The following is a 12,412-nucleotide window of genomic DNA, read 5'->3' as shown; positions in this document are numbered from 1 at the left end:
GATTGGCGCCGCGGGCAATCACGCGACGTGCTCGTGCTGGGGGGCGACGGCGGCGCGATCGAGCCGCTCGCCAGTGCCTGCGTCGAATAGCAGGACCCGCGCCGGGTCCAGTTGCAGGCGCAGGCTGTCGCCGATCTGGCAGCGCACATCCGGCGCCAGACGGCAGCAGACCTTGGTGCCGTTGAGGGTGACGAACACCAGCAGGTCAGGCCCGGTGGGCTCGGTGACTTCCACCTGTGCGGTGATCGCCGGCAGGCCATTGCCCTGGGCCGAGCCCTGGATGATCTGTTCCGGGCGGATGCCGAGAATCACTTCGCGCCCGAGCCATTCCTCACCCGCCGTCACGGGCAATGCACAACGTTCCTGACCGCTGTCGAGCAGGGCCATCGTTTGCCCTTCCTGACGCACCAGTTGCGCGGGAATGAAGTTCATCGGCGGCGAACCGATGAAGCTGGCGACGAACTGGTTGGCCGGGTCGTTGTAGATCTGCTGCGGGGTGCCGAACTGCTGGACGATACCGTCCTTCATCACCGCAACCTTGTCGCCCAGGGTCATGGCCTCGATCTGGTCGTGGGTGACGTAGACCGTGGTGGTTTTCAGGCGCTGGTGCATGAGCTTGATTTCGGTGCGCATCTCTACCCGCAACTTGGCGTCGAGGTTCGACAGCGGTTCGTCGAACAGGTAGATACGCGGCCGACGGGCCAGGGCGCGGCCCATCGCCACGCGCTGCTGCTGCCCGCCGGAAAGCTGCGCTGGCTTGCGCCCGAGCAAGTGCTCGATCTGCAGCAGCCGGGCGACCCGCGCCACCTCTTCGTCGATGGCCGCCTGCGGCAGCTTGCGAATCTTCAGGCCGAAGGCAATGTTGTCGCGCACGCTCATGGTCGGATACAGCGCGTAGGACTGAAACACCATGGCGATGTCACGGTCCTTGGGGCTCATGCCGCTGATGTCGACGCCGTCGACCAGAATCTCGCCGCCGCTGATTTCTTCCAGGCCGGCGATGCAGTTCATCAGAGTCGACTTACCGCAACCCGACGGCCCGACCAGAATCAGGAACTCGCCTGAATCGATGGCCAGGTCGATCGACTTGAGGGTGTCCGGCAGGCCGCTGCCGTAGCGTTTGTTGACGTTGCGAAGTTCCAGACGTGCCATGTGTCACCCCTTGACTGCGCCGGCGGTGAGGCCGCGCAGGAAATATTTGCCGGCCACGACGTAGACCAGCAGGGTCGGAAGCCCCGCGATCATCGCCGCCGCCATGTCGACGTTGTATTCCTTGACCCCGGTGCTGGTGTTGACCAGGTTGTTCAGCGCCACCGTGATCGGCTGGGCGTCGCCGCTGGCGAACACCACGCCGAAGAGAAAGTCGTTCCAGATCTGGGTGAACTGCCAGATCAGGCAGACCATGATGATCGGCAACGACATCGGCAGCAGGATGCGTCCGAAGATCGTGAAGAACCCGGCGCCATCGAGCCGCGCCGCCTGCACCAGGGCCTGCGGCACGCTGCAGTAGTAATTGCGGAAGAACAGCGTGGTGAAAGCCAAGCCGTAGACGATGTGCACCAGCACCAGCCCCGTGGTAGTGCTGGCCAGGCCCAGCTTGCCGAGGGTGAACGAGGCCGGCAGCAGCACGGTCTGGAACGGCAGGAAGCAGCCGAACAGCAGCAGGCCGAAGAACAGCTGCGAGCCACGGAAGCGCCACATCGACAGCACGTAGCCGTTCAGCGCACCGATCAGCGTCGAGGCCAGGACCGCCGGCACGGTGATCTTCACCGAGTTCCAGAAGTAGCCGCCGACACTGTCCCAAGCCTTGAACCAGCCGATGCCGGTCACCACCTCGGGCCAGCTCAACAGGTTGCCGGTGCGGATGTCGTCCGGCGATTTGAAGCTGGTCAGCAGCATCACCAGCAGGGGAATCAGGTACACCGCACAGGCCACCAGCAAGGTGCCGTGGATGGCCAGGCGGCTTGGGGAAAACCAACGCAGACGATGGCTATTCATGGCGCTTGTTCCTCAGTTCGGAATACAGGTACGGCACGAGGATCGCCAGAATCGCCCCGAGCATGAGAATGGCGCTGGCCGAACCCATGCCCATCTGTCCACGGCTGAAGGTGAAGCTGTACATGAACATCGCCGGCAGGTCAGAGGCATAGCCCGGCCCGCCTGCGGTCATCGCCGCTACCAGGTCGAAGCTCTTGATGGCGATGTGGGCGAGGATCATCACCGCGCTGAAGAACACCGGGCGCAGGCTCGGCAGGACGATGCGCAGGTAGATGCGCGGCAGGCTGGCGCCGTCGACCTGGGCGGCGCGGATGATCGACGGGTCGACCCCACGCAGGCCGGCCAGGAACAACGCCATGACGAAGCCCGAGGCCTGCCACACGGCGGCGATCACCAAGCAGTAGACGACCCGCTCCGGGTCGACCAGCCAGTCGAAGCGAAAACCTTCCCAGCCCCAGTCGCGCAGCAGTTTGTCCAGGCCCAGGCCCGGGTTGAGCAGCCATTTCCAGGCGGTGCCGGTGACGATCATCGACAGCGCCATCGGGTACAGGTAGATGGTGCGAATGAAGCCTTCGCGGCGAATGCGCTGGTCGAGCAGCACCGCCAGCAGCACGCCGAGCACCAGGCTGATGCCGATGAACAGGCCACCGAACACCGCCAGGTTCTTGCTCGCCACCCACCAGCGGTCGTTGTCGAGCAACTTCAGGTACTGGGTAAGCCCGGCCCAGCGGTAGTTGGGCATGAACGTCGACTGGGTGAAGGACAGCACCAGGGTCCAGCCGATGTAGCCGTAGAAACCCACCAGCACGATGAGCATGCTTGGCGCCAGCACCAGCTTGGGCAGCCAGCGCTGCAAGGCGTCCAGGGGCGAGGCCCGCAGGCGCGCGGTCGCAGTATTCATGGAGTGATCCCCAGGAAATGATTGGAAAGGGAGAGGCAGGCCGGGCGCGAGGCCCGGCCAGTAGCCGTCAGCGTGAGGCCTTGATCGCCGCGCTCAGCTGTTTGGCCGCCTTGGCGGGGTCGGCCTTGGGGTCGTTGAGGAAATTGCTGACCACATCGAAGATGGCGCCCTGCACCGCCAGCGACGAGGCCATGTTGTGCGCCATGCTCGGCTGCAGGCCGTCGCCCTTGCTGGCCTCGGCAAAGTCCTTGGCCGAGCGCTGGGTGCAGGCGTCGAACTGGCTCATGTCCATGTCCTGGCGCACCGGCAGCGAGCCTTTGTTCTGGTTGAAGGCGGTCTGGAAGGGTTTTTCCAGCGCCACCTTGGCCAGGTCGTTCTGCGCCTTGATGTCGTTGGCGTTGCTCAGCTTGAACATCGCCAGCGAGTCGATGTTGTAGGTGAAGCTACCCTGGGTGCCGGGGAATGGCACGCACTGGTAGTCGCTGCCAGCGACCTTGTGCGCGGCGGTCCATTCGCTCTTGGCCCAGTCGCCCATGATCTGCATGCCGGCCTTGCCGGTGATGACCTCGGCAGCGGCGATGTTCCAGTCACGCCCGGCGCGGTTCGGATCCATGTAGCCGGCCAGACGCTGCAAGGCCTGGAAGGTCTCGATCATCTTGGCGCCGGTAAGGGTCTGCTCGTCTAGTTCCACGAAGGCCTTGTGATAGCCCTGCGGGCCGAGCACGCTCAGCACCAGGCTTTCGAACACGGTGCTGTCCTGCCAGGGCTGGCCACCGTGGGCCAGTGGCTGGAAGCCGGCAGCCTTGAGCTTGTCGGCGGCGGCGAACAGCTCGTCGAGGGTTTCCGGCACCTTGGCCCCGGCCTTCTCGAACACCTGCGGGTTGATCCACAGCCAGTTGACCCGATGGATGTTCACCGGCACGGCGACGTAGTGACCGTCGTATTTCCAGATCGGCGTGAGCTTGGCCGGCAGGAGTTGATCCCAGTGGTTGGCGCTGGCCACTTCGTCCAGCTCGGTGAGCAGGCCAAGGGCGCCCCACTCCTGGATGTCCGGGCCTTTGATCTGCGCGGCGGCAGGCGGGTTGCCAGCCACGGCGCGGCTTTTCAGCACGGTCATGGCCGCAGCACCACCGCCACCGGCGACGGCGTTGTCCTTCCAGGTGAAACCGTCTTTTTCGATTTGTTGCTTGAGGGTTTGTACGGCCGCCGCTTCACCGCCCGAGGTCCACCAGTGCAGGACTTCGACGGTGCCGTTGTCGGCAGCCACGGCGCTCAGGGGCAGAGCGCAGGCGAGGGAAACAGCAGTAGCCAGGCGAGTGATGGCATTCATGCGGGTCAACCTTTTTTGTTGTTATGCAAGGCAAGTCATGTGCTTGCGCGTGGATCGGAGTCTAAACAGGCGACCGAGGGCGGCAGGTAACGAAGCGATGCGCGATTGTCACCAACTGGTGACATTGGCCCTCAGGGCTGTCCACGCGGCAGGCTCAGGGTGACCCGCAAGCCGCCCTGGCGCAGGTTGAGCAGGCTGACTTCGCCGCCGTGGCTGTGGGCGATGTTGCGCGCGATGCCCAGGCCCAGGCCGTAGCCCTGCTGTTGCCCGGCCAGGCGAAAGTGCGGCTCGAAGACGTGCTCGAGCTGCTGCTGCGGTACGCCAGGGCCCTGGTCGTCGACCTGCAGGACGAAACCGCTGGCGCTGTCGAGGATGCGCAGGTGCGCACGCTCGCCGTATTTGATCGCGTTGTCGATGAGGTTGCCGATGCAGCGGCGCAGCGCCAGCGACTTGCCCAGGTAGGGCGCAATGGCACGCCCTTCGAGGGTGATGCGGCCATCGCGCAGGTAAGGTTCGGCGAGCATTTCCAGCACCTGATTGAGGTCGATCGGCTCGATGTTCTCGTGGATGTCGGTGTCCTTGACGCATTGCAGGGCGCCTTTGACCAGCAGTTCCAGCTCGTCGAGGTCGCGGTTGAAGGTACGCTGCGCCTGTTCGTCTTCGAGCAGCTCGACGCGCAGCCGCAGGCGGGTGATGGGCGTGCGCAGGTCGTGGGAAATGGCGCTGAACAGCTGGCTGCGCTCGGTCAGGTAGCGGCTGATGCGCTCGCGCATGCTGTTGAAGGCACGGCTGACTTCAACCACTTCACTGCCGCCGCCGGCTGCCAGCGGCGCCACATCGGCGCCCAGCGACAGATCACGCGCAGCATGCGCCAGGCGCTTGAGCGGGCGGGTCTGCCAATGCACCAGCAGGCCGATGAACAGCAACAGCAAGGCGGTGGTCAGCGCAATGAAGCCGATCTGCTGGCGCGGCAGGCGCTCGGCTTCAAGGCTGGTGTAGGGCTCGGGCATCAGCGAGGCGATGTACAGCCATTCGTGTTCACCCAGGCGGATCTGCGTCACCAGCACCGGTGGATTGAGCGGCTCCAGGGTCAGCGAATAATGCGCCCACGAGCGCGGCAGTTCATCGAGCTTCAGGCCGCTGTTGAACAGGCGCAGCTCCTGCGGGCTGACGAAGGCCACGCTGATGTCCATCTGCTTGCCCAGGCGCTCGTGCAGCACCTCGTCGAACACCTCGATCACCGCCTTTTTGCGCGCGGTCAGCGGCAGGCTGGGCATGTCCAGGGGCTTGTCGTTGAGCGAAACGAAAAAGCGCGTGCCGCCCATGCTGCGCAGTTGATCGAGCACCATCGGCCGATACGCCACCGGCAGCGAGCGGAAGTAACTGACGCTGGCGCTCATCGAATGGGCCAGGCTGCCGGCACTGGCCTGCAAGCCCTGGATCTGGCTGGCGCGCAGTTGCGCCACCCAGATCAGGCTAGAGAGCCCCTGGGCCAGCAGCACCACCAGCAGGGTCAGCAGCAGCATGCGTCCCAGCAACGAGCGCGGCAGCAGGCGCCAGCGCGGCTCAGCCGACCGGGCGGACATGGGTCGCCAGCAGGTAGCCGCTGCCACGCACGGTGCGGATCAGTCGCGGGGGTTTTTCCGTGTCGCGCAGGCGTTGACGCAGGCGGCTGACCGCCATGTCGACGATGCGGTCCAGCGGCATCGGCTCGCGACCTCGGGTGGCGTTGCCGATGGTGTCGCGGTCGAGAATCTGCTGCGGATGATCGAGGAACAGCTTGAGCAAGGCGAAATCGGCGCCGGTCAGAATCACTTCTTCCCCATCACGGTGGTACAGCCGGTGGCTGGTGGTATCGAGGCGCCAGTCATCGAAGCCGAGCACCGCGTTGCCCGGCTGCGCCTGGGCGAACTCGGTGCGGCGCAGCAGGGCTTTGATCCGTGCCAGCAGTTCGCGCGGGCCGAAGGGCTTGCCCATGTAGTCGTCGGCGCCAAGCTCAAGGCCGATCACCCGATCGGTTTCGTCGGAGCTGGCGGTGAGCATGATGATCGGCATGCGCGCATGCTGCGGGTGCTGGCGCACCCAGCGGCACAGGCTGAAGCCATCTTCGTCGGGCAGCATCACATCGAGGATCGCCAGGTCGTAGGGCTGCGCTTCGAGGGCCTGGCGAAAGCTGCGGCCATCACGCTCGGCACGCACCTGAAAACCGGCGCGGCTGAGGTAGGTTTGCAGCAGCTCACAGATATCGTGGTCGTCATCGACCATCAGGATCGACTTGCTGACAGTGCTCAAGATGGGGTCCTTAAGTGTGCTGGCCCGCCGCTCTGCGGCGGCTGGGCCATGGCTCAGTCGTGCAGCGCCTGCTCCAGCGCCACACCGGCGCCCAGCAGACCCGACAACTCGGCAGTCACCAGCCACACCGGGATGCCAGCGAAGTAGTCGCTCATGCAGCCTTTGTCGGTGAAGCTGGTGCGAAAGCCGCTGCGCAGGAACAGCTCGGCGAAGCGCGGAATCACGCCGCCGGCGATATACACACCACCGCGCGCGCCGAGGGTGAGCACGTTGTTGCCGGCCACCCGCCCGAGAAAACGACAGAATTGCTCGATCACTGCGGCAGCGCGCGGCTCACCGGCCAGTGCCGCATCGGTGATCTGCGCTGGGGTCTTGTGCCGTGGCACGTCGCCGTCCAGCGCGCACATGGCCTGGTACAGCCGCAGCAGGCCGCCACCACTGAGCACGGTTTCGGCACTGACATGGCCGATCTGCCCATGCATTTGCTGGTGAATCGCTGCCTCGCGGGCATTGCCCACCGGCAGGTCGACATGACCGCCCTCCCCCGGCAGCGCCAGCCAGCGCCGCTCGCCCTGGCGCAGCAGGCAGCCCACGCCCAGCCCGGTGCCAGGGCCGATGACCAGCGCCGGCCGGGCGGCGTCGGCGTCACCCGCGCAGACCTCGATGTATTCGTCGGCCTTGAGCCGCGTCATGCCCAAAGCCATGGCGGTGAAATCGTTGACCAGCAGCAGCCGGTCGATCTGCAAATGCTTGCAGAACGCGCGTTGGCTGAGGTGCCATTGATTGTTGGTGAACTGGAACTCGTCGCCATCCACCGGCCCGGCCACGGCCAGGCAGGCCGCACTCACTTCGCCCAGGGCCACGCCCTGGTCGGCCAGATAATGCTCGATGGCCTGTTCCGGGCCGCTGTAGTCGGCGGTGGCGAACACCTCCACGGCGTGCAGCTGGTTGTCTCGCCACAGGGCGAAGCGTGCGTTGGTGCCACCGATGTCGCCGACCAGCAAGTCCTTCATCCAAGCTTCTCCAAATCCGCAGTAAAGGCGCTGGCGCCCTGCTCGGCCGAGCTGAAGGCGACGCGCATGAAGCCGAACAGCTCGCGTCCGCAGCCCAGGTCGTTGCCCTGGGGTGCGGGGGGCAGGTCGCGGCTGGCCAGTTCCTCGGCCGAGATCAGCACCTGCAGCGTGCCTTCGACGCCGTCGACGCGCACCATATCACCATCGCGCAGCCGTGCCAGCGGGCCGCCATCATATGCCTCGGGGCACACGTGAATGGCTGCGGGAATCTTGCCCGAGGCACCGGACATGCGCCCGTCGGTCACCAGCGCCACCTTGAAGCCGCGGTCCTGCAATACGCCGAGGAAGGGGGTCAGCTTGTGCAGCTCAGGCATGCCGTTGCAGCGCGGCCCCTGGAAACGCACCACGGCGACGAAATCACGCTCCAGCTCGCCAGCCTTGAAGGCATCGGCCAGCGATTGTTGATCGTGGAAGATGCGTGCCGGGGCTTCGACCACCTGATGCTCGCGGGCCACGGCCGAGACTTTCATCACGCCACGACCCAGGTTGCCGTTCATCACCCGCAGCCCACCCTCGGGCGAGAACGGCCGCGCCACCGGGCGCAGGATCGACTCATCCAGGCTCTGCGCCGGGCCTTCGCGCCACACCAGTTGGCCGTCTTCGAGGAACGGCTCCTGGGTGTAGCGGCGCAGGCCCGGCCCGGCGACGGTGTTGACGTCTTCGTGCAACAGGCCTGCATCGAGCAGTTCGCGAATCAGGAAGGCCATGCCGCCGCTGGCCTGGAAGTGGTTGATGTCGGCTTTGCCGTTGGGGTAGACGTGCGACAGCGTCGGCACCACCTCGGAGAGATCGGCCATGTCCTGCCAGGTCAGCTGGATACCGGCGGCCTGGGCGATGGCCGGCATGTGCAGGGTGTGGTTGGTCGAACCGCCGGTGGCGTGCAAGGCGACGATGGAGTTGACCAGCGACTTCTCGTCGACGATTTCGCCTATCGGCATGAACTGGCCGCTGGCTTTGGTCATGCGGGTTACCTGGCGGGCGGCTTCGGCGGTCAGCGCATCGCGCAGCGGCGTATACGGGTTGACGAACGAGGCGCCAGGCAAGTGCAGGCCCATCACTTCCATCACCAGCTGGTTGGTGTTGGCGGTGCCGTAGAAGGTGCAGGTGCCGGGGCCGTGGTACGACTTCATTTCCGATTCGAGCAGCTCTTCGCGGCTGGCCTTGCCTTCGGCATAGCGCTGGCGAACGTCGGCCTTTTCCTTGTTGGAAATGCCCGAAACCATCGGCCCACCGGGCACGAACACGGTCGGCAGATGGCCGAAACGCAGCGCGCCCATCATCAGCCCGGGAACGATCTTGTCGCAGATGCCGAGCATCAGCGCGGCATCGAACATGTTGTGCGACAGGGCGATGGCGGTGGACATGGCAATCACTTCGCGGCTGGCGATGGCCAGTTCCATGCCCGGCTCGCCCTGGGTGACACCGTCGCACATGGCCGGCACGCCACCGGCGAACTGGCCGACCGAACCAATGTCACGCAGGGCCTGTTTGATCTGTTCAGGGAAGTGCTGGTAGGGCTGATGCGCCGAGAGCATGTCGTTGTAGGCCGAGACGATGGCGACGTTGGCGGCGTTCATCAGGCGCAGGGTCTGTTTGTCGTCGGCGCCGCAACCGGCCACGCCATGGGCGAAGTTGGCGCACTGCAGGCTGGCGCGCATGGGCCCGGCACTGGCCGCGCCGTGAATCAGCTGCAGGTAGCGTTCACGGGTGGCGCGGCTGCGTTCGATCAGCCGCTGAGTAACCTCAAGGATGCGCGGGTGCATGTACTGGACTCCAGGCTTGCGGTAAGGGCGCTCTCGGCGGGCAGTTCGCCCTGGTTCGCGCGGCGACCTAGGCTCAGCAAGAGCCTACCATCACAGCGGGAAAGGGTACCCGGAGCGCTCGTTGTATGTTTAAACAAAATATTGCCACCAAAAAGGGTTGTTTTCTATCTGTTAGCGAATAATCTTGTAATTCCAACAACAAAACCGTTTCAGTGAAGCGGCTCTTTGTGCCACAGGCTTCTCCAGACTGCCAGAGGTATCGCCATGACCATTCGCATCGCCATCAATGGATTCGGCCGCATCGGACGCAACGTGCTTCGTGCCCTGTACACCCAGGACTATCGCCACGACCTGCAGGTGGTCGCCATCAACGACCTGGGCGACAGCGCCATGAACGCGCACCTGCTCAAGTACGACAGCGTGCATGGCACCTTCGATGCGCAGATCGAGACCGACCACGAAAGCCTGATCGTCAATGGCGACCGCATCGCCGTCAGCGCCATCCGCAACCCGGCCGAGCTGCCGTGGAAGGCCAATGCGGTGGATGTGGTGTTCGAATGCACCGGGCTGTTCACCGACCGCGCCAAGGCCGCCGCGCACCTGAGCGCCGGCGCCGGCAAGGTGATCATCTCGGCGCCGGCCAAGGGCGCCGACGCCACGGTGGTGTACGGCGTCAACCACGACCAGTTGCGCGCCTCGCACCAGGTGATTTCCAACGCCTCCTGCACCACCAACTGCCTGGCCCCGGTCGCCCAGGTGCTGCAACGAGAATTCGGCATCGAACAGGGCCTGATGACCACCATCCACGCCTACACCAACGACCAGGTGCTCAGCGACATGTACCACAGCGACCCTTACCGAGCGCGTTCGGCCACCCAGTCGATGATCCCGAGCAAGACCGGCGCGGCCGAAGCCGTGGGCCTGGTGCTGCCGGAGCTGGCCGGCAAGCTGACCGGCATGGCGGTGCGGGTGCCGGTGATCAACGTTTCGCTGGTCGACCTGACGGTCAACCTGCAACGCGAAGCCAGCCGCGAAACGGTCAACCAGCTGTTCGAGGAAGCGGCGCGGCATTCGCCGGTACTCGGTTACAACGCACTGCCGCTGGTGTCGTGCGACTTCAACCACAACCCGCTGTCGTCGATTTTCGATGCCAATCACACCCGCAGCAACGGGCGCATGCTCAAGGTGCTGGCCTGGTACGACAACGAATGGGGCTTCTCCAACCGCATGCTCGACACCTGCCGAGCGCTGTTCAAGGCGCAGTGACTGTTGCGCACGCACGGGGCTGCCTGGCGGCCCCGGGGGCTGGCACGGCTTTGCAATCGCTGACATTTGCCGGCTTGACCAAAGAGGAAGATGATACGCATTATCAATAACTTTCCTTCGCTCAGGTTTCCCTGTGAGTCAGTCCCGGTTCAACGCCCTCTTCGTCAGCCAGCGCGTGGTGCTGCTGCGCACCTTGCAGCGCATGGTCGGCAACCCCAGCACCGCCGAAGACCTGCTGCAGGAAACCTACCTGCGGGTCACCCGCGCGCTGAGCGAGCGACCGGTGGCGCACCTGGAACCTTTCGTGTTCCAGACCGCGCGCAACCTGGCGCTCGACCACCTGCGCGCCCGCCGCGTGCGCGAGCGCACCTTCGAGGACGTGCCCGAACAAGTGCTGCACAGCGTCGCCGCCCCGGCCAGCAGCAGCGAGGACGCCGCCCATGCCGAGCAATTGCTCAGGCACCTGAGCGTCAGCCTCGGGCAACTCAGCCAGCGTCAGCAGCGCATATTCATTCTCAGTCGGGTGCATGGCGCCAGCTATCTGGAAATCGCCGAGCAGTTGGGCGTCTCGGCCAGCACCGTGCAGAAAGAGCTGAAGCTAATCATGGCGATCTGCCTGGGCGTGGCCGACCGTCTGCAATGAAACACTGCATCGATGCAACACCTTGCCACAGGCTCGGCCAGCCTTGATCATCGCCCGATCCCTTCTGCGCCAGGATGTTCCGTGACCGACCACCCCGCTGCCGACTCCCCTGCCAACCAGGCACATACCCGCGCCCGCGAACAGGCGCTGGACTGGCTGGTGCGCCTGCAATGCGCCAGTGAAGACGACGAGCGCGCCTTCGCCGCATGGCTGGGTGAGGCCGAGGAAAACGCCGCGGCGTACCTGCAAGCCGAAGCGCTGTGGAACGGTGCGCCGTTGCGCCAGGTGGCCGGGCAGTTGCAGCAACGCCAGCGCAAGGGTTTCAGCGCACGCCTGCGTCGTCACTGGAAACCGCTGGCCACCGCCGCGCTGCTGCTGGTGGGCGTGTTCACCGTGGGCAATTTGCCCATGCGCCTGCAAGCCGACCATCTGACCCAGGTCGGCGAACGTCAGCGCCTGCACCTGGACGAGCGCGCCAATGTTCTGCTCAACACCGACAGCGCACTGGCCAACGACATGCGCGACGGGCGACGCATCGCCCGCCTGCTACAGGGCGAGGCGTACTTTCAGGTCGCCAAGGGCTCCGAGCCAGCACTGGAGGTGCAGGCCGGGCCGCTGCGCGCGCAGGCACACGACACCGACTTCGCCGTGCGCTACCTCGATGGCCAGGCCCAGGTCCGTGTGCAACGCGGTGATGTCGATGTCCAGGCCGCCAGCGACCGCATCCGCCTGAGCGCCGGTGACAGCATCAGCATCGGCCCCAACGGCCTTGGCCAGCGCCAACGCGCGGACATGCGCAGGGAACTGGCCTGGGTCGACGGTCGCCTGGTGTTCGAAAACTGCCCGCTGAGCCAGGTGCTGGCCGAGGTCAGGCGCTATTACCCAGGCCTGATCATCAACCGCAATGCAGCGCTCGACAGCCTCACCGTGACCGGCAACTACCGCCTCGACCAACCCCTGCAAACCCTGCGCGCACTGGCGCAGATCAGCTCCGCGCAGCTGCACGAATATCCATCGCTGGTGATTCTGAACTGAGCCGAACGCGCCAGAACAGCCGCCTCGACGTGTAGATTCAGCCCCCGCGTCACGGCCTGAAACCTGCCCTTACGACTATTTTTACGTCTTCCCCCACCCTGCCTCGTCTCG

11 protein-coding genes are annotated in these 12,412 nt (G+C 65.1%); 3 read left to right on the top strand and 8 right to left on the bottom strand.

Annotated features, from left to right (window positions below):
• Nucleotides 1-18: 18 nt before the first annotated feature.
• The 8 genes from H618_RS0119555 to edd form a co-directional block, all read right to left on the bottom strand.
• Nucleotides 19-1,152, bottom strand: coding sequence for an ABC transporter ATP-binding protein (locus tag H618_RS0119555; protein WP_028696672.1), 1,134 nt, complete (start codon nucleotides 1,150-1,152; stop codon nucleotides 19-21).
• A gap of 3 nt (nucleotides 1,153-1,155) precedes the next feature.
• A complete protein-coding gene (locus tag H618_RS0119550) occupies nucleotides 1,156-1,998 on the bottom strand; it encodes a carbohydrate ABC transporter permease (RefSeq protein ID WP_028696671.1) in 843 nt (280 codons plus the stop codon).
• Entirely contained in the window at nucleotides 1,991-2,899 is a 909-nt protein-coding gene (locus H618_RS0119545; RefSeq protein WP_028696670.1) for a carbohydrate ABC transporter permease, read from the bottom strand. The genes H618_RS0119550 and H618_RS0119545 overlap by 8 nt, the downstream gene beginning before the upstream one ends.
• Nucleotides 2,900-2,966: 67 nt before the next feature.
• Nucleotides 2,967-4,229 carry an ABC transporter substrate-binding protein gene (locus H618_RS0119540; protein ID WP_028696669.1) on the bottom strand — a complete coding sequence of 421 codons (1,263 nt, stop codon included), beginning with the start codon at nucleotides 4,227-4,229 and terminating at the stop codon, nucleotides 2,967-2,969.
• Between the two features lie 131 nt (nucleotides 4,230-4,360).
• A complete protein-coding gene (locus H618_RS0119535; RefSeq protein ID WP_028696668.1) occupies nucleotides 4,361-5,815 on the bottom strand; it encodes an ATP-binding protein in 1,455 nt (484 codons plus the stop codon).
• Nucleotides 5,796-6,494: a response regulator gene (locus H618_RS0119530; RefSeq protein ID WP_425414209.1), complete on the bottom strand. Its 699-nt coding sequence runs from the start codon at nucleotides 6,492-6,494 to the stop codon at nucleotides 5,796-5,798. The genes H618_RS0119535 and H618_RS0119530 overlap by 20 nt, the downstream gene beginning before the upstream one ends.
• Before the next feature lie 80 nt (nucleotides 6,495-6,574).
• Nucleotides 6,575-7,534 (bottom strand): glucokinase, encoded by a 960-nt coding sequence (locus H618_RS0119525; protein WP_028696666.1) that lies wholly within the window; start codon nucleotides 7,532-7,534, stop codon nucleotides 6,575-6,577.
• Nucleotides 7,531-9,357 carry a phosphogluconate dehydratase gene (gene edd, locus H618_RS0119520; protein ID WP_028696665.1) on the bottom strand — a complete coding sequence of 609 codons (1,827 nt, stop codon included), beginning with the start codon at nucleotides 9,355-9,357 and terminating at the stop codon, nucleotides 7,531-7,533. The genes H618_RS0119525 and edd overlap by 4 nt, the downstream gene beginning before the upstream one ends.
• 264 nt (nucleotides 9,358-9,621) lie before the next feature.
• Here edd and gap point away from each other — a divergent pair, with 264 nt between their 5' ends.
• The 3 genes from gap (at nucleotide 9,622) to H618_RS0119505 (ending at nucleotide 12,301) form a co-directional block, all read left to right on the top strand.
• A complete protein-coding gene (gene gap / locus H618_RS0119515) occupies nucleotides 9,622-10,623 on the top strand; it encodes a type I glyceraldehyde-3-phosphate dehydrogenase (protein ID WP_028696664.1) in 1,002 nt (333 codons plus the stop codon).
• A 133-nt stretch (nucleotides 10,624-10,756) separates the two neighbouring features.
• Nucleotides 10,757-11,266 carry an RNA polymerase sigma factor gene (locus tag H618_RS0119510; RefSeq protein ID WP_028696663.1) on the top strand — a complete coding sequence of 170 codons (510 nt, stop codon included), beginning with the start codon at nucleotides 10,757-10,759 and terminating at the stop codon, nucleotides 11,264-11,266.
• An 81-nt stretch (nucleotides 11,267-11,347) separates the two neighbouring features.
• Complete coding sequence (locus H618_RS0119505; protein WP_028696662.1) at nucleotides 11,348-12,301, top strand: FecR family protein; 954 nt, start codon at nucleotides 11,348-11,350, stop codon at nucleotides 12,299-12,301.
• Nucleotides 12,302-12,412 lie beyond the last annotated feature (111 nt).

The sequence above is a fragment of the Pseudomonas cremoricolorata DSM 17059 = NBRC 16634 genome, from assembly GCF_000425745.1.
Taxonomy (GTDB): domain Bacteria; phylum Pseudomonadota; class Gammaproteobacteria; order Pseudomonadales; family Pseudomonadaceae; genus Aquipseudomonas; species Aquipseudomonas cremoricolorata.
Note: the sequence above shows the minus strand (reverse complement) of the source record. Positions and strands in the feature narration are given on the sequence as shown.

Bases quoted from the DNA above. Each gene is read 5' to 3' on its own strand.
- gap (WP_028696664.1), top strand. From the start codon at position 9,622: ATGACCATTCGCATCGCCATCAATGGATTCGGCCGCATCGGACGCAAC.
- H618_RS0119540 (WP_028696669.1), bottom strand. From the start codon at position 4,229: ATGAATGCCATCACTCGCCTGGCTACTGCTGTTTCCCTCGCCTGCGCT.
- H618_RS0119555 (WP_028696672.1), bottom strand. From the start codon at position 1,152: ATGGCACGTCTGGAACTTCGCAACGTCAACAAACGCTACGGCAGCGGC.
- H618_RS0119525 (WP_028696666.1), bottom strand. From the start codon at position 7,534: ATGAAGGACTTGCTGGTCGGCGACATCGGTGGCACCAACGCACGCTTC.
- H618_RS0119545 (WP_028696670.1), bottom strand. From the start codon at position 2,899: ATGAATACTGCGACCGCGCGCCTGCGGGCCTCGCCCCTGGACGCCTTG.
- edd (WP_028696665.1), bottom strand. From the start codon at position 9,357: ATGCACCCGCGCATCCTTGAGGTTACTCAGCGGCTGATCGAACGCAGC.
- H618_RS0119530 (WP_425414209.1), bottom strand. From the start codon at position 6,494: ATGGTCGATGACGACCACGATATCTGTGAGCTGCTGCAAACCTACCTC.
- H618_RS0119550 (WP_028696671.1), bottom strand. From the start codon at position 1,998: ATGAATAGCCATCGTCTGCGTTGGTTTTCCCCAAGCCGCCTGGCCATC.
- H618_RS0119535 (WP_028696668.1), bottom strand. From the start codon at position 5,815: ATGTCCGCCCGGTCGGCTGAGCCGCGCTGGCGCCTGCTGCCGCGCTCG.